The sequence below is a fragment of the Pseudomonas fluorescens genome (assembly GCF_000968015.1).
Lineage (GTDB): Bacteria > Pseudomonadota > Gammaproteobacteria > Pseudomonadales > Pseudomonadaceae > Aquipseudomonas > Aquipseudomonas fluorescens_W.
In genome coordinates this window covers 386,753-402,680 of the sequence record NZ_LACH01000017.1, presented here as the reverse complement: position 1 = coordinate 402,680, position 15,928 = coordinate 386,753, and the positions used below count along the sequence as shown (strand labels likewise).

At 59.0% G+C, this 15,928-nt stretch carries 13 protein-coding genes; 6 read left to right on the top strand and 7 right to left on the bottom strand.

The window, feature by feature from the left end; all coding sequences use genetic code 11:
• Positions 1–58: 58 nt before the first annotated feature.
• The 3 genes from VD17_RS11500 (at position 59) to VD17_RS31550 (ending at position 4,343) form a co-directional block, all read left to right on the top strand.
• Positions 59–2,932 carry an EAL domain-containing protein gene (locus VD17_RS11500; protein ID WP_046053912.1) on the top strand — a complete coding sequence of 958 codons (2,874 nt, stop codon included), beginning with the start codon at positions 59–61 and terminating at the stop codon, positions 2,930–2,932.
• A gap of 135 nt (positions 2,933–3,067) precedes the next feature.
• Positions 3,068–3,934, top strand: a complete 867-nt coding sequence (gene hexR / locus VD17_RS11495; RefSeq protein ID WP_008156648.1) for a transcriptional regulator HexR — start codon at positions 3,068–3,070, stop codon at positions 3,932–3,934.
• 199 nt (positions 3,935–4,133) lie between these two features.
• The gene (locus VD17_RS31550; RefSeq protein ID WP_080931991.1) at positions 4,134–4,343 is read left to right on the top strand and encodes a PA3496 family putative envelope integrity protein; all 210 of its coding nucleotides are present in this window, start codon (positions 4,134–4,136) and stop codon (positions 4,341–4,343) included.
• Here VD17_RS31550 and VD17_RS11490 read toward each other — a convergent pair.
• Positions 4,285–5,247 (bottom strand): LysR family transcriptional regulator, encoded by a 963-nt coding sequence (locus VD17_RS11490; RefSeq protein WP_046053911.1) that lies wholly within the window; start codon positions 5,245–5,247, stop codon positions 4,285–4,287. The two genes, VD17_RS31550 and VD17_RS11490, sit on opposite strands and share 59 nt — an antisense overlap.
• Positions 5,248–5,437: 190 nt before the next feature.
• Here VD17_RS11490 and VD17_RS11485 point away from each other — a divergent pair, with 190 nt between their 5' ends.
• Positions 5,438–6,853 (top strand): acetyl-CoA carboxylase biotin carboxylase subunit, encoded by a 1,416-nt coding sequence (locus tag VD17_RS11485; protein ID WP_008156643.1) that lies wholly within the window; start codon positions 5,438–5,440, stop codon positions 6,851–6,853.
• Positions 6,854–6,864: 11 nt separating this feature from the next.
• Entirely contained in the window at positions 6,865–8,673 is a 1,809-nt protein-coding gene (gene oadA, locus VD17_RS11480; RefSeq protein WP_046053910.1) for a sodium-extruding oxaloacetate decarboxylase subunit alpha, read from the top strand.
• 78 nt (positions 8,674–8,751) lie between these two features.
• Here the strand turns inward: oadA and VD17_RS11475 are convergent, their stop codons facing one another.
• The 3 genes from VD17_RS11475 to VD17_RS11465 form a co-directional block, all read right to left on the bottom strand.
• Positions 8,752–11,067 (bottom strand): autotransporter outer membrane beta-barrel domain-containing protein, encoded by a 2,316-nt coding sequence (locus VD17_RS11475; RefSeq protein ID WP_046053909.1) that lies wholly within the window; start codon positions 11,065–11,067, stop codon positions 8,752–8,754.
• 221 nt (positions 11,068–11,288) lie between these two features.
• Positions 11,289–12,125, bottom strand: coding sequence for an amino acid ABC transporter permease (locus tag VD17_RS11470; RefSeq protein ID WP_046053908.1), 837 nt, complete (start codon positions 12,123–12,125; stop codon positions 11,289–11,291).
• On the bottom strand, positions 12,122–12,943 hold the full coding sequence (locus tag VD17_RS11465) for an ABC transporter substrate-binding protein (RefSeq protein WP_033059249.1): 822 nt from the start codon (positions 12,941–12,943) through the stop codon (positions 12,122–12,124). Before VD17_RS11465 ends, VD17_RS11470 begins: the two co-directional genes overlap by 4 nt.
• A gap of 112 nt (positions 12,944–13,055) precedes the next feature.
• Between VD17_RS11465 and VD17_RS11460 the strand changes: the two genes are divergently transcribed.
• Positions 13,056–13,955 carry a homocysteine S-methyltransferase family protein gene (locus VD17_RS11460; protein ID WP_046053907.1) on the top strand — a complete coding sequence of 300 codons (900 nt, stop codon included), beginning with the start codon at positions 13,056–13,058 and terminating at the stop codon, positions 13,953–13,955.
• A 121-nt stretch (positions 13,956–14,076) separates the two neighbouring features.
• Here VD17_RS11460 and VD17_RS11455 read toward each other — a convergent pair whose 3' ends face one another.
• Genes VD17_RS11455 through VD17_RS11445 form a run of 3 tightly spaced genes read right to left on the bottom strand, consistent with a single transcriptional unit; the run spans position 14,077 to position 15,845 of the window.
• Complete coding sequence (locus tag VD17_RS11455; protein WP_046053906.1) at positions 14,077–14,748, bottom strand: GNAT family N-acetyltransferase; 672 nt, start codon at positions 14,746–14,748, stop codon at positions 14,077–14,079.
• 17 nt (positions 14,749–14,765) lie between these two features.
• Positions 14,766–15,212 (bottom strand): GNAT family N-acetyltransferase, encoded by a 447-nt coding sequence (locus tag VD17_RS11450; protein WP_046053905.1) that lies wholly within the window; start codon positions 15,210–15,212, stop codon positions 14,766–14,768.
• Positions 15,213–15,221: 9 nt separating this feature from the next.
• Positions 15,222–15,845 carry an FMN-binding negative transcriptional regulator gene (locus VD17_RS11445; RefSeq protein ID WP_046053904.1) on the bottom strand — a complete coding sequence of 208 codons (624 nt, stop codon included), beginning with the start codon at positions 15,843–15,845 and terminating at the stop codon, positions 15,222–15,224.
• Between the last annotated feature and the right edge of the window lie 83 nt (positions 15,846–15,928).

Genomic DNA, 15,928 nt, shown 5'->3' with positions numbered 1-15,928 from the left:
TATGCTCCGTCGACGTTTCGGGCTCATGCTCACCATTATAAGAACAAGAACATTGCCTATGACCCTCAGCACCGACCTGTCGGGCCCCGTTGTGGAGCCCCGGGTTATCCGCAAACAGTACGCCATGGAAATGGCGGTCGAACGCACGCGCCTGCTTTATCAGGGTTCATTGCTGCCCACATTATTCATGTTGATCAACGGTCTGGTCTGCGCTGGCTTGCTTTGGAGTCCGCAGCGTTACTTCCTGGTCAGCGTCTGGCTGGTGTGGCTGTTGTCGCTGGTGGCGTTGCGGGTGATTCAAGTCGCGGCCTTCGATTCGGCGATACCCAATCGTCAGGCCCATCCGATCTGGCGCCGCATGTTTTTGCTGGGTTCGGCCATGACCGGCCTGACCCTGGCCGGCGCCGGCATTGCGTTGGTACCCGCCGATAACTTCATGCAACAAGCCTGGGTGTTCGGCCTGATCGGCGCCGCAGCACTTTCGGCCAGTGTTGCCTACGCGGTCAGCCTGCCGGCGTTCCTGTCCTTTACCTTGCCCTGTCTGTTGCCGGCCATCGGCTATCTGTTCTGGGGCGGCGATGAGCAAGATCAGGGCTGGGGCTGGTTCGGTCTCATATTGCTGGGCGCGTTGAGTGTGGTCGCCTGGCAGGTCAATCGGCTCATCGATAGCGGACTGTTGCGGCGCTTTCAGAATCAGGCACTGATCGAACACTTGCAGCAGGCCCAAAGCTGCAGCGATCAACTCAATCAAACTCTGGCCAAGGAAATTGACCAGCGCCGTCGTGCCGAAGACGAGTTGCGGCAAATTCAGATCGAGCTGGAAAGCCGTGTTGCCCAGCGCAGCCTCGAGCTGGACGCCGCCAATCAGGCCCTGAGCAAGAGTGAAGCGCGTCTGGCGCTGGCGTTGAAGGCCAGTGAGTTGGGGTTGTGGGATTGGAACCTGCAAACCGACGAAGTCCATCACACCCATCTTCAGGAGCTGTTCGGCCTGGAGCCGGAATTCGTGACGGCGATGCTTCGCCACCTCAAGCCGCGCTTACACCCCGATGACTTGCCGTCACTCAAGCGTGCGCTGGTCGAGCATTTGAAGGGCCGTAGCGAGGACTACCAGATTGAGTACCGCGTGCGCCACGGCGATGGCCATTGGGTCTGGATCGAGGACCGAGGTCGAGCGGTTGAGCGCGGCGAAAGTGGCCGGGTGATTCGCATGGTCGGTACCCGTCGCGACATCAGCGCCAGCAAAGCGCTGGAAGAGCAACGGCAACTGGCCGCGACGGTTTTCGAAGCCGCCAGCGAAGGCATCGTGATTTTCGATCCGAATTACACGTTGATCGCGGTCAATCAGGCCTTTAGCCAAGTCACCGGCTATGACATAGAAGACATGATTGGATGCAACGTGGTCGATTTGCCGTGCAGCCGCGATGCCCGCCGGCACTACGTGGCAATTCGTCAGGCGCTGGAGCAGCACGGCAGTTGGCAGGGCGAGCTGGTAGAAACCCGCAAGAATGGCGAGTTGTATCCGCAATGGTTGCAACTGAACGCTGTGCGCGATACTCGGGGAAATGTGAGCCATATCGTGGGCTTCTTCGCCGATCTATCGGCTCGGCGCGAATCTGAAGAGCGCATGCGTTACTTGACGCATTACGACGAATTGACGGGCCTGGCTAACCGTTCGCTGTTCCGCGAACGGCTAAGCGAGGCTCATCTGCGGGTGCGCCAGGGCGGCTACCGCAGTTTGGCGTTGCTGCACATCAATCTGGATCGCTTCAAGCTGCTCAACGACAGTCTTGGCCATGAAATCGCCGACCAGCTCTTGCAGAAGATGGCCCGGCGACTGGTCAATGCGTTGCCTGAAGCAGACACCATCGCTCGCTTATCCGGCGATGAGTTTGCCGTGTTGTTCAATGCCTACGGCAACCTGTCGAGTCTGGCGCGAGTGGCGACCCGACTGTCGACCAAGCTGCGCTTGCCGATCACTGTCGAGGGCCACGAACTGGTGGTTAGCGCGTCCATGGGTATCAGTATGTTGCCGGACAACGCGCGAGAAATTTCCGCGCTGGTCCATCAGTCAAATATGGCCATGCAGCACGCCAAGCACTTGGGCGGAAATAACTTCCAGTTCTACACCGACAGCCTGCAAGCCAGCACGTTGGAGCGCTTGCAGCTGGAAAATCAGCTGCGAAAAGCCATCGAAGAGAAGCAGCTGAAGGTGTTTTACCAACCGAAGCTGTGCCTCGCCACGGGGCGGTTGAATGCCGCCGAGGCATTGGTGCGCTGGGATCACCCGACCATGGGTCGTGTACCGCCGGGGGACTTCATCGGCCTGGCCGAAGAGACCGGGTTGATCGGCCCGATCGGCGAGTTCGTGTTGCGTCAGGCCTGCTGGCAAGCCTGTGAGTGGCAGCGTCAGGGGCTTGAACCGATACGGGTGTCGGTCAATCTGTCGGTGCATCAATTGCGTCAAGGCAAACTGGTCAGCCTGGTGCGCCAGGTGCTGGAAGAAACCGGTCTGGCGCCGCACTACCTCGAGCTGGAACTCACCGAAAGTCAGTTGCTGGACAGCGTCGAGCACATCATCGCGACCTTCCAGCAATTGCGCGATCTGGGCGTGAAACTGGCGATCGACGATTTCGGTACGGGTTACTCGTCCCTGAGCTACCTCAAGCGCATTCCTGTGGATTACGTGAAGATCGACCAGGCATTTATCCGCGGGCTGGGGGAGGGCAGCGAGGATGCGGCGATCACCCGGGCAATCATTGCCATGGCGCACGGCTTGTCGCTCAAAGTGGTGGCTGAGGGTGTGGAGCGGGCAGAGCAGTTGGAGTTTTTGAAAGGCGAGCGCTGCGATGAAGTGCAGGGCTATTTGATCAGCCGCCCTGTCGAGGCCGATGGCCTGGCGGCGCTGTTGCGTGCGGACGCAAAACCCTTGTAGGGGCTACATGGAGCGCATGTGGCGTGAAATGGGGACATCGAGTTACGCATTGAGCAGGCAAAAAGCCGATTCATGTAGTATAACTACAAGCGTGCTACATCTCCGGCACCTGCCAATAACAAAGAGTCCAGCCCCTTGAATCTGCTGCAACACATCGCCCAGTCACGCCACCTCTTACGCAAGTCGGAGCTCAAGGTCGCCGACCACGTGCTGCTTGATCCTGCGGCGGTGATGCACAGCTCCATGGCCGACCTGGCCCACAACGTGGGCATCAGCGAACCGACCATCGTGCGCTTCTGCCGCGCCATCGGTTGCTCCGGTTTCCAGGACTTGAAGCTGAAGCTGGCGCAGAGCCTGGCTGCCGGTGCGAGCTTCGGGCAGTTCGCCATCCATGAAGACGACTCGGTCGCTGACTACAGCCTGAAAATCTTCGACACCACCCTGCACACGCTGATGGAGGTTCGCGAGAAGCTCGATCCGGTGGAGTTGCAGCGGGCTGTGTCGCTCATGTCTCAGGCCCAGCGGGTCGAGTTTTACGGCTTTGGCGCGTCGGGTGCAGTGGCGGCCGATGCCCAGCACAAGTTTTTCCGTTTGTTGCTGACGGCGGCGGCGTATTCCGACCCGCACATGCAGGCGATGTCGGCGGTCACGTTGAAACCGACCGACGTGGCGATCTGTATTTCCCAGTCCGGGCGTTCCAAAGATTTGTTGATCACCGCCAATCTGGTGCGCGAAAGCGGCGCTTCGCTGATTACCTTGTGCCCGAGCCAGACACCGTTGGCCGAACTGTCGACCGTCAACCTGGCGATCGATGTGCACGAAGACACCGAGATCTATACGCCGCTGACCTCGCGCATCGCCCACCTGGTGGTGATCGACGTGTTGGCCATGGGCGTGGCCATGGCTCGCGGGCCGAGCCTGGTCAATCACCTCAAGAGCGTCAAGCGCAGCCTGCGCAGCTTGCGGCTGTCGCCTAAATCGGTAAAAGCGCTGGACGACTGACGTCGTCGTAAGGTCGTTCCGACCTTAGTCGCGAGCAAGCTCGCTCCCACATTTGACCGTGTTCTCCTGTGGGAGCGAGCTTGCTCGCGATGGCGTCCTCAAATACGACAACTTTCATCTGTCTGTAACGCGCAAGCCGCCAAACCGTCATCCCTCGCGCCTATCTTGAAACTCCCGTAATCGCCTTGGGAGACTCGAAATGGCCCAGCCCTACGAAGACCGCAACAGCGCCGTCAGAACCCGTCGTCAGCAGGAAGACCAGCGCCGCATGGAATTTCGCCGCGCTATCGAAGATCGCTGCGAGCGCCGCCAGCTTCTGGCCGAGATCGGTGATTTCCCTGAGCTGGAGCTCAACTACTGGCAGGCGGCACCGGCAACTTCGCGTCGAAGCGCTCAACCAGCGCGCTGATCTGCACCCGCTCGCTGCGAATAAACGCAAGGAACGCGTGCGCCACCGGTGACAGCCGTTTCGCCTTGGCTTGCACCAGGCACCAGCTGCGGTACAACGGCAGCTCTTCGACCGGCAGCTCTATGAGTGCGCCGGTCGCCAACTCAAGGTTCAGGGCGTGGCGCGTCAACAGCGCCAGGCCCAGACCCGCCCGTACGCATTCACGCTGGGCTTCGGCCGACGCCACCTCCTGAGTCTGCGTGAAGTGCACGCGCTTCTCCTTGAAATACTCCTCGCAGGCCAGTCGCGTACCGGAGCCGGGTTCGCGCAACAGCAGCGTATAAGGCTCAAGATCCTGCAAGCGCAGCGGCCCCATATGGGACAGCGGATGATCCGGTGGTGCTACGGCCACAATTGGATTGTTGAGAAACGGCAGAAACTCCAGCCCCATGTCTTGCGGCACCATCGACATGATCACCAAATCATCGCGGTTGTCCGACAGGCGTCGAATCACTTGTCCGCGGTTAACCACCGTCAGGTGCAGGTTCACTTCCGGATGCTGGCGCTTGAACGCGGCAAACAGATGCGGCACGAAATACTTGGCGCTGGATTCCACCGCCAGTTTCAGCTGTCCTTGCAGCGATCCCTGCATGTCAGAAAGCTGCATGTCGAGGTTTTCCAGGCGCCCGAAAATGTCCCGGCTGGCGCGTTGAAGGGCTTCGGCTGCCTCGGTCATGTAGAGCTTTTTGCCGACGTAATCGAACAAAGGCTGACCAATCAGCTCTTCAAGTTGACGAATCTGTAGGCTCACGGCAGGTTGTGTGAGAGACATTTCATCGGCTGCGCGGCTGTAGGACCGCAAATCACAGACCTCATTGAAGATCTGTAATTGACGCAATGTCATACGCATCAAGGACTTACGCATTTTATAGACACTCTCACCGCAGGCTGATGCATCAACTATAAGTCTTTACTTATGACTGACCCAATAATTAATCATTTTTGTTAATCCCTTGTGGGGGCTAGTGTGGGGCTGCGACTGAATTGAAACATTTGGTCACGCGTCGACCTGGACTAGCAGGTCGTGGGTACCACCGGCTCAAGGGAACCTCCAAGTGATAAAAAAGATCCTGATCGCCAACCGTGGTGAGATTGCCGTACGAATCGTACGTGCCTGCGCCGAGATGGGCATTCGCTCGGTCGCGATCTATTCCGACGCCGACCGCCATGCGCTGCATGTGAAGCGTGCGGACGAGGCCCACAGCATCGGTGCCGAGCCACTGGCCGGTTACCTGAATGCTCGCAAGCTGGTGAATCTGGCAGTAGAAACCGGTTGCGATGCGCTGCACCCTGGTTACGGCTTCCTCTCGGAAAACGCCGAGCTGGCAGACATCTGCGCTGAACGCGGCATCAAATTCATCGGTCCATCGGCTGAAGTGATTCGCCGTATGGGCGACAAGACCGAAGCCCGTCGCAGCATGATCAAGGCTGGCGTACCCGTCACCCCGGGCACCGAAGGCAACGTCGCGGATATCGCGGAAGCCTTGATCGAAGGCGACCGCATCGGTTATCCGGTGATGCTCAAGGCGACTTCCGGTGGTGGTGGCCGTGGTATCCGTCGCTGCGACAGCCGGGAAGAACTTGAACAAGCATTCCCTCGTGTCATTTCCGAAGCCACCAAGGCCTTCGGTTCCGCGGAAGTGTTCCTGGAAAAATGCATCGTCAATCCAAAGCACATCGAAGCGCAGATCCTCGGCGACAGCTTCGGCAACGTGGTGCACCTGTTCGAGCGTGACTGCTCGATCCAGCGTCGCAACCAGAAGCTCATCGAGATCGCCCCGAGCCCGCAACTGACCCCTGAACAGCGCGCCTACATCGGCGACCTGTCGGTGCGCGCAGCCAAAGCCGTGGGTTACGAGAACGCCGGCACCGTGGAGTTCCTGCTCGCCGAAGGCGAGGTGTACTTCATGGAGATGAACACCCGGGTGCAGGTGGAACACACCATCACCGAAGAAATCACTGGCATCGACATCGTTCGCGAGCAAATTCGCATCGCTTCCGGTCTGCCGCTTTCGGTGAAACAGGAAGACATCCAGCACCGCGGTTTCGCGCTGCAATTCCGGATCAACGCAGAAGACCCGAAAAACAACTTCCTGCCGAGCTTCGGCAAGATCACCCGGTACTACGCCCCCGGCGGCCCCGGCGTGCGTACCGACACTGCGATCTACACCGGTTACACCATTCCGCCGTTCTACGACTCCATGTGCCTGAAACTGGTGGTCTGGGCGCTGACCTGGGAAGAGGCGATGGACCGTGGCTTGCGCGCCCTCGACGACATGCGTCTGCAAGGGGTCAAGACCACCGCCGCCTACTACCAGGAAATCCTGCGTAACCCGGAATTCCGTAGCGGCCAGTTCAACACCAGCTTCGTTGAAAGCCACCCTGAACTGACCAACTACTCGATCAAGCGCAAACCCGAAGAGCTGGCCCTGGCCATCGCCGCCGCCATCGCCGCCCACGCAGGCCTGTGAGGAATAGAACAATGAGCAAACAAATCTACGTTACCGACACAATCCTGCGCGACGCCCACCAATCGCTGCTCGCGACCCGCATGCGCACCGAAGACATGCTGCCGATCTGCGACAAGCTCGACAAAGTCGGCTACTGGTCGCTGGAAGTCTGGGGCGGCGCGACCTTTGACGCCTGCGTACGCTTCCTCAAAGAAGACCCGTGGGAGCGTCTGCGCCAACTGCGCGCGGCGCTGCCTAACACTCGCCTGCAAATGCTTCTGCGCGGCCAGAACCTGCTGGGCTACCGCCACTACAGCGACGACGTGGTCAAAGCCTTCGTCGCCAAGGCCGCGGTCAACGGCATCGACGTGTTCCGCATCTTCGATGCGATGAACGACGTGCGTAACCTGCGAGTCGCCATCGAAGCGGTGAAAGCCGCCGGCAAACACGCCCAGGGCACCATTGCCTACACCACCAGCCCGGTGCACACCATCGAGGCGTTCGTGGCGCAAGCCAAGCAAATGGAAGCCATGGGTTGCGACTCGGTGGCGATCAAGGACATGGCTGGCCTGCTGACTCCGTACGCTACCGGCGAACTGGTCAAGGCATTGAAATCCGAGCAATCGCTGCCAGTGTTCATTCACTCGCACGACACCGCTGGTTTGGCCGCGATGTGCCAACTCAAGGCCATCGAGAACGGTGCCGACCACATCGATACCGCGATCTCCAGCTTCGCTTGGGGCACCAGCCACCCGGGCACCGAGTCGATGGTTGCTGCCCTTAAAGGCAGCGAGTTCGACACCGGCCTGAATCTGGAACTGCTGCAAGAGATCGGTCTGTACTTCTACGCCGTGCGCAAAAAGTACCACCAGTTCGAAAGCGAGTTCACCGCCGTCGACACCCGCGTTCAAGTCAACCAGGTACCGGGCGGGATGATTTCCAACCTGGCCAACCAGTTGAAAGAGCAGGGCGCCCTGAACCGCATGAGCGAAGTGCTGGCCGAAATCCCGCGCGTTCGTGAAGACCTCGGCTTCCCGCCGCTGGTGACCCCGACCTCGCAGATCGTCGGTACCCAGGCGTTCTTCAACGTGCTGGCCGGTGAGCGTTACAAGACCATCACCAACGAAGTGAAGCTTTACCTGCAAGGCGGCTATGGCAAGGCGCCGGGCACCGTGAACGAAAAACTGCGTCGCCAGGCGATCGGCAGCGAAGAAGTGATCGACGTGCGTCCAGCCGACCTGCTCAAGCCGGAGATGACCAAACTGCGTGCCGAAATCGGCACCGTGGCCAAGTCTGAAGAAGACGTGCTGACTTACGCCATGTTCCCGGACATCGGTCGCAAGTTCCTCGAAGAACGCGCTGCCGGCACCCTGGCCCCAGAAGTGCTGCTGCCAATTCCTGAAGCAGGCGGTGTGACCTCGGCCGGTGGCGAAGGCGTGCCGACCGAGTTCGTCATCGACGTCCACGGCGAAACCTACCGCGTCGACATCACCGGTGTTGGCGTCAAGGCTGAAGGCAAGCGTCACTTCTACCTGTCCATCGACGGCATGCCGGAAGAAGTGGTGTTCGAACCGCTCAACGAATTCGTCAGCGGCGGCAGCAGCAAGCGCAAGCAAGCCACTGCACCGGGCCACGTCAGCACCACCATGCCGGGCAACATCGTCGACGTGCTGGTCAAGGAAGGCGATACCGTGAAAGCTGGCCAGGCCGTGCTGATCACCGAAGCGATGAAGATGGAAACCGAAGTCCAGGCAGCCATCGCCGGCAAAGTCACCGCCATCCACGTGGCCAAGGGCGATCGGGTGAACCCGGGCGAAATCCTGATCGAGATCGAAGGCTGAGTTAACAGCCTCGATATACCGCTTTAAACCTCGGGGGGGCATGTGCTCCCCTTTTTTTTCGCCCCGGGTTTGTGGCTGTTAGAAACTCATTCGCCACTGACCCGTCACGCCGTGGTTGCGGCTGTCGGTGCCGATCTCGCCAGTGAGGCCGACGCCCAGGGTGTGTTTTGCTGACAATCCAAGGTCCAGCCCTGCATCGACCAGCAGACTGTCACGATCCAGCGGCGCACCGGAAACGGTGAAGTTTTTTCCGCCCGTAACCAATCGTTGGCGGGTATCGCTGTAGACGTCCCCGTAAGTGTGTTTCCAGCCGGCACTGAACCGTGGCGTCAGTTGCATGCCGTTATCCAGAGTGTTGAGCTTCGCCAGCCGCAGGCCAAATGTGCTGTTCAAATTGTTCTGCGTTTGACCGTGTACCTTCAGCGCCGCTGCGCCACCTTTTTCCGTGTAGGTGTCGCGCTGATAGCGCTGGTAGCCCAGGCTGGCAAACGGTTCGATGCTGACGTTCGCCCGCCCCAGGTTGTAACCCAATTCCGCAAAGGCCTGCTGGGTGTTGGCATCGTAACGGCCTTCGGGGCGGTCGCTGAAACCTTTGAAGGCAACCCGGCGTTGAGTGCTGCCATCGTGACTGCTGTAGGTCGCACCCAGGCGCATCGACATTGGTCCGTTTTGACGCAGGGCATAAGCTCCCAAATGCCAGCTGTCGAGATCGCCGTCGAGTCCGCGGCTGTCCAGGCGCGTTTCGGATTTGCCGCCCATTACGCCGATGCGCCATTCCTCATCGATGCCCCAATCAGCTCCCAGTACCAGGCCGTGGGTTGTGTGTTTCAGCGCGTCATAGTCGCGATCCAGCGTCCCGCCGTGACCCAATGCTTGAAACCAGACTCGGCCATTGTCTTCGCTGCCGGCGGCCAGGCGTGGTGCATTGCGCCGGGTGGATTTGCTGTAGCTACTGGCGCTGTCCAGCTGACGCATGGCCGAGAGCATGGTCGCGCTGATTGGGCTGTCACTGTTCAGGGTCGCTTTCGCAAGGTTGGCGTTGTTGCCGCCAGCCAGCTGTTCGATGGCAACAGATGCCGTTTGTTTGTCAGCTCTGAGCAGGGCCGCGACAGCAGCATTTGTGGGGCTGGATGCCTTTGGCACTGTGGCGACGGAATTGGTAGCTGAGGGTGGAGTTGCGGCTATGACGGGCTGATCGGTGGTGGGTGGAGTTGCGGCTATTACGGGTTGATCGGTGGTAGGTGGCGTTGCGGCTATCGATGGTTTTTCAGCGGTAGTTGTCGGCGTGGATACCGGAACGGATGTGTCGGCACTTGCAGGTGGATTCGGGGCTTCAGCGACGGAGGGTGCTTGAGGTATGTCCGTTGGCTCTTCAATGCTTTGGGCGACTTCCTTCCCGTTATCCGTTGTTGCGACACTCTCGATCGCCACATCGTTACGAAGGAGGATCAGGTTGACTCTCTTTTCTTCGTAGTCGAGCTTGGGCGTTAAAAAGGCAAGGTTATTAATGACTTTCCCAAATTCCCCTTCGACTTTACGGGCAGCAAGGATGTGGTTTTCGCTGAGTAGCGGGTAGTCACCCAGTGCTGCAACGATGTTCAGTGTGGCGCCGCCAAGGCTGGCGGTGCCACCGACTAATATCGTTTCACTTTTGCGGTCGGCATTGACCTCGTAGGTTAGCTCGGCAGTTTTGGAGAGATTTAAGTCACCGTTAACTTTAGGTGCGCCGTGCAACCCGTCGACAGAAAGCTTTCCGTTTACCTTCAGGGAACCGATTAAACCGTTGCCCGCAATAGCGCCTTTTTCATCAATAACGACATTGCCTTCGACAGTGCCTGGGTTGTTCAGGAAACCTCCTGATTGCACGGTCGCGTCGCCGCCAATCTTTCCGTTGTTGACAAGCGTTCCTTGGCTCAACGCTCCACCCTGGATATGCCCATTATTTATTAGCGTTGCTTTTGGCCGTATCAAGACACCGGTATTGAAATCACCGGAACCATTCATGGTCCAAGTGCTTCGTTTGAGCTCCAGGCCTTCAAAATGACGACTCTCGCCTAACGTGCCACCGCTCGCAGTATCGAGCTGCAGGAAGTTGACACCGTCACCACCGTCAATAAATCCGGAAAGGGCTCCGCGGCTGGACACAATGACCAGATCATTGCCATTGCCGAATGTCCGATCAACACCATCTGATGCTTTGTTGATGGGAGTCTTAACGGTGTCGGGATCATTTATAAATGCGTCCAGCGCCGCTATGAGCTGCTCCGGTGTTGCACCTGAAGGAATGGGGGTATCGATGGATACTTGCTGGGCAAGCGAAATTTCAGTGCAACCCAACGCAAGCGCAATGGCCAGCGCCAGGTGTTTTGGTCGGTATTTATGTTGAACGGACATCGAATTCGGCCTCTGTTGATAGGAGGCCAAACTCTAAGAGGCGGGCTATAGGTGCCGATGTCAGCTGCTTCCGGCAGGCTTGCGGGGGTTGTCAGAAGGTTGTGTAGAAAATTGCCATCCTCCTGAGAAAGGTTGTTTTTACCCGTTCGTGCAGACGCTTTTTCTTACAACAAATCGAGACATGGTCGGCTATCGCACCTCGGAAACTCATCTGCCTTGCGCTAACTACGGCTCAAATACGCCTTCCCATAATGCCGCTCCATCCGCGCCTGAATCAGCTCCAGCCCAATCGACATCACCCAATAAATCACCGCCGCCGTTGTCAGCATTTCGATGTAGCGATAGCTTGACCGCCCATACGATTGCGCCAGAAACATTACCTCCCAAACCCCCATCACCGAGATCAGCGACGAGTCTTTGAGCATCGAGATGAACTGGTTGGTGGTCGGCGGGATGATGGTGCGCATGGCCTGGGGCAGGGTGACGCGCCAGAAGATCACGGTTTCGCGCATGCCCAGGGCCAGGGATGCTTCGCGTTGGCCGTGAGGGACGCCAACGATGCCGGCGCGGAAGATTTCGCTGAGGTACGCGCCGTAGTTGAGCGACAGGGCAATGATGCCCGCAGCGATGGCGCCCGGGACGATGCCGAGTTGTGGCAGGCCGAGGTAGATCAGCAGGATCTGGATCAGTAGCGGTGTGCCACGAAAGAACGAGGCATAGAAGCTCGCGATTCCGAAGGCCACGGCGCTTTTCGACAGCCGCGCCAGGGCGGTGATGAAGCCCAGCAGCGAGGAGGTCACGATCGAGCACAGGCACAAAAACAACGTCAGCGCCGCGCCCTGCAAAAAGCCGTTGGGCGCCAGGTGCAGGCCAATCAGGTTCGGCAGTTTGTCGAGAATGATCGAGAACTTCAGGTCGAAGCTCAGGAAGAAACTGGCGAACAATCCGAACATCGCTGCCCAGGTCAGGTACAGCCGCGTACGGAAACCGAAGATTCGTTGCAGCAGCGACTCAGCCACCGGTTGCGGCGGCTGGGGAGGTTTTGGGAAAGAAGTCATTTGCTGATGTCGGCGCCGATCCATTTTTGCGACAGCTTGCTCAACGTACCGTCCTGTTTCAGCTGAGCGAAGACGTCACGCACTTTGGCGTCCCACTGGGCGTCGCCTTTTTCAATGGCCACCGAGTTCGGCTCCGAGTACAGCGGCTCGCCGGCGAGCTTGAAGCGTTTGTCTTCGGTCAGGCGCGGTTGGGCGGTGACAAGGTTGGTGAGGATCGCATCCAGCCGCACGCCAGCGCCTAGCCCCAGGTCCTGGAACGCCACGTTGTCAGTGTCATACGGCGCGATCTGCACGTCCTCGAACGGGTACTGCAATTGGGTGTCTTCGGCGCCTTCGATCACCAGGTTCTTGTTTAGGTAGCTTTCGTAGCTGGAGGCGCTGGTGAGGCCGACTTTCTTACCGCTCAGGTCCTTGGCGCTGTGGATGCTGTCGTCCTTCGCGTTGACTACGATCACCGCTGGCGAGGCGTAGTACTCGACCGGGAAGTCGAAGACCTCGGCGCGGGCCTTGCTCGGGGTCATGGAGCAGATGCAGATGTCGTAGCGCCCGCTCCAGCGGCCGGCGGCGATCACGTCCCAGGACGGAGTTTCAAGGCGCAGTTTGACGCCCAGTTTGTCTGCCACGGCCTTGGCTACGTCGACGTCAAATCCATCGAGCTGGTTCTGATCATTGAGGAACGAGAAGGGTGGATAGCTTTCCATCAACACGCCGACCAGTTCTTTCTTTTTTTCGACGCGATCCAGCGTGGCGCCGCCAAAGGCTTGGGTGGAGGCAGCCAGAATCGTCAGGCCCAGGGCCAGGAGTGGTTGGAATTTCACAGTCGATCCCTGATAAAAAAGAGGTTGTTATTAACCGGATGGTGCGTATTAAATAGTTATAAGAACGACTCTGATAGTGAGTTATTTTCATAAGCTTATGAGTGAAAAGCATATGGGCGCAGCAAGCACAGTAATTCTGGATGGCGGCATGGGTCGTGAGTTGCAGCGTCGAGGCGCGCCGTTCAGACAGCCCGAGTGGTCGGCGCTGGCCTTGAGCGAAGCGCCGCACGCGGTAGAAGCGGTGCACTCGGCTTATATCGAAAGCGGTGCCAACGTGATCACCAGCAACAGTTACGCGGTGGTGCCGTTTCACATTGGTGAAGAGCGTTTTGCCGCAGAAGGGCAGGCGCTCGCGGCGTTGGCCGGTGAGCTGGCTCGGCGCGCGGTAGAGGCTTCTGGCAAAGCGGTGCGTGTGGCCGGTTCATTGCCGCCGCTGTTTGGTTCCTATCGTCCTGACCTTTTCGATGCTGCTCGGGCGACTGAATTGTTGGCGCCGCTGGTGAAGGGCCTCGCGCCTCATGTCGATCTGTGGCTGGCGGAAACCCAGAGCTCGATCGTTGAAGCGCGAGCGATCCATGCCGGTCTGCCAACAGACGGCAAGCCGTTCTGGCTGTCATTTACCCTGAAGGATGAGGACACGGACGAGGTGCCACGCTTGCGTTCGGGTGAGCCGGTGTCTGAAGCCGCCGCCGTGGCGGCTGAGCTGGGCGTCGAGACGTTGCTGTTCAACTGCAGCCAGCCGGAAGTGATCGGTGCTGCGATTGATGCCGCGCGGGAAACCTTCAAGCGTTTGGGTGTGAAGATTCACATCGGCGCATACGCCAACGCCTTCCCGCCGCAACCGAAAGAGGCCACGGCCAACGACGGTCTGGACCCGCTGCGTGAAGACCTTGATCCACCGGGTTACTTGCAGTGGGCGGCCGATTGGAAAGAACGCGGCGCCAGTCATTTGGGTGGTTGCTGCGGGATTGGACCGGAGCATATTGCGGTGCTTGCCCAGAATTTAGCGTGAAGCCAATCGCGAGCAAGCTCGCTCCCACAGGGATTTTCGGTGAACGCAATATTGGGGATCGCCGCAGATCAATTGTGGGAGCGAGCTTGCTCGCGATGGCGTCCGTTCAGGCGCTACCGAACTACCCGCGGCACTCCGCCAACGTTTTCACCTGCCCCGAATCCGTCTGGTTCTCATCGGACAGCCACCGCTCAAACCCCGCCCCGATCGCTGGCCATTCCGAGTCCAGAATCGAATACCAGGCCGTATCCCGGTTCTGACCCTTGACCACCATGTGCTGACGAAACACGCCTTCAAAGCTGAACCCAAGACGCTCGGCCGCATATTTGGAGCGGGCGTTGCCGTTGTTGCACTTCCACTCCAGACGGCGATAACCCAGCGCAAAAGATTCCTTGGCCAGCAAATAAACCGCCTCGGTACTTTTCGGCGAGCGCTGCATCGGCGCACCGAACGTGACATGGCCGATCTCGATCCGACCTTGTGAAGGAACAATCGACATCAAACTGAGGATGCCCTGCACATCGCCGCTGGCACGGTCGATCACGCTAAAGAAATACGGGTCGCTGTTGGCCGCATGATTGTTCAGCCAATCGTTGAACGCGCTGCGCTCCGGGAAAGGCCCGTAAGGCAAATAGTCCCAGAGTTTCGGGTCGGCACCCGGGCCTTGCAGGGCTTTCCACAAACCGTCGGCGTGACGCGCCGGGTCGAGTTTTTCCAGGCGGATGAAACGCCCTTCGATGGTTTGAACCGACGGTGCCGGAACGCCTTTCCAGTCGGCGAGTGAAGTCGACATGCTGCTCTCCTTGAACCTCAAATGGTTTTGCGAAACTGGATGAAACCGGGGCGTTCGGCGATGCGCTCGTAGAGCTGAATCGCGGTGGCGTTGGTTTCGTGGGTCAGCCAGTGGACCTTGCAGCAACCGTCCTCTTTGGCGGTGGTGTAGACGAATTCGATCAGTTGTCGGCCGACGCCAGTGCCGCGGCTTTCAGGCGTTACCAACAGGTCTTGCAGGTAGCAGGAGTTTTCGATGCTCCAGTTCGATCGATGGTAGATGAAATGCACCATGCCCACCGCTTTGCCATCGGCCCAGGCCAACGCGGCATGGGTCGGTTCGCTCGGGTCGAGCAGGCGCTGCCACGTGCTTTGAGTGACGGCCTCAGGCAGTTCGGTGTTGTAGAAACGCAGGTACGCTTGCCACAAGGGTAACCAGGCGGCGTGGTCGTCGGCGGTGACCTGGCGGATGTCGATCTGGCTCATGTTCATTCCTTAACGCATCAAGTGGGCGAGGGCCTGGTCGTGCACATCAGGACTGGCGGCAAGCCCCTCGCGCACACCGGTGATGTCTGCAGCGTTGCGGTTCTGGCTGAGCTTGCGCTTGCCTTCCAGGCGCTGGATCGGCAAGGCAAAACCGACGATGGCCTTGAGCATCCCGTCAATGTAGTCGGCGGGGGCATCGGCGACTTTCCATGGGCTGGCGCGACCCGCTTCATGGCGATCAGTCAGCGCGCTGACCAGAGAGCGCAGGCGATCGGCGTCGGTGAACACTTCGGCCGCGCCGTACGCATGCACGGCGACGTAGTTCCAGGTCGGCACGACTTTGCCGTGCTCGGCTTTGCTCGGGTAAAACCCTGGGCTGACGTAAGCGTCGGCGCCGGCAAAAATCACCAGGGCTTCGGCGCCGTTCTGCAGTTCCTTCCATTGCGGATTGGCCTTGGCGAAGTGTCCATAAAGGGTGCCATTCGGGCCCTGGTCTGAACTCAACAGCAGCGGCAAATGGCTGGCTAGCAGACCTTGTTCCCCGTGTGTGACCAACACAGCGAGGCGGGTGCCGAGTATCTGCTGGTGCAGTTCATGCAAATCATCTATGGCAAAGCTGCTTGGCGTGTACATGGAGATTTTCCTTGGCGAATGCCTGCATCCTAGGCAGGCTAATGGTCTGTTGTAAGAGCCATTAACGACCAATTTCATAGGTC

What these genes read in the sequence shown, in the direction of transcription:
- VD17_RS11500 (WP_046053912.1), top strand. Translation starts at nt 59, where the DNA reads ATGACCCTCAGCACCGACCTGTCGGGCCCCGTTGTGGAGCCCCGGGTT.
- VD17_RS31550 (WP_080931991.1), top strand. Translation starts at nt 4,134, where the DNA reads ATGGCCCAGCCCTACGAAGACCGCAACAGCGCCGTCAGAACCCGTCGT.
- VD17_RS11490 (WP_046053911.1), bottom strand. Translation starts at nt 5,247, where the DNA reads ATGCGTAAGTCCTTGATGCGTATGACATTGCGTCAATTACAGATCTTC.
- oadA (WP_046053910.1), top strand. Translation starts at nt 6,865, where the DNA reads ATGAGCAAACAAATCTACGTTACCGACACAATCCTGCGCGACGCCCAC.
- VD17_RS11475 (WP_046053909.1), bottom strand. Translation starts at nt 11,067, where the DNA reads ATGTCCGTTCAACATAAATACCGACCAAAACACCTGGCGCTGGCCATT.
- VD17_RS11470 (WP_046053908.1), bottom strand. Translation starts at nt 12,125, where the DNA reads ATGACTTCTTTCCCAAAACCTCCCCAGCCGCCGCAACCGGTGGCTGAG.
- VD17_RS11460 (WP_046053907.1), top strand. Translation starts at nt 13,056, where the DNA reads ATGGGCGCAGCAAGCACAGTAATTCTGGATGGCGGCATGGGTCGTGAG.
- VD17_RS11455 (WP_046053906.1), bottom strand. Translation starts at nt 14,748, where the DNA reads ATGTCGACTTCACTCGCCGACTGGAAAGGCGTTCCGGCACCGTCGGTT.
- VD17_RS11450 (WP_046053905.1), bottom strand. Translation starts at nt 15,212, where the DNA reads ATGAGCCAGATCGACATCCGCCAGGTCACCGCCGACGACCACGCCGCC.
- VD17_RS11445 (WP_046053904.1), bottom strand. Translation starts at nt 15,845, where the DNA reads ATGTACACGCCAAGCAGCTTTGCCATAGATGATTTGCATGAACTGCAC.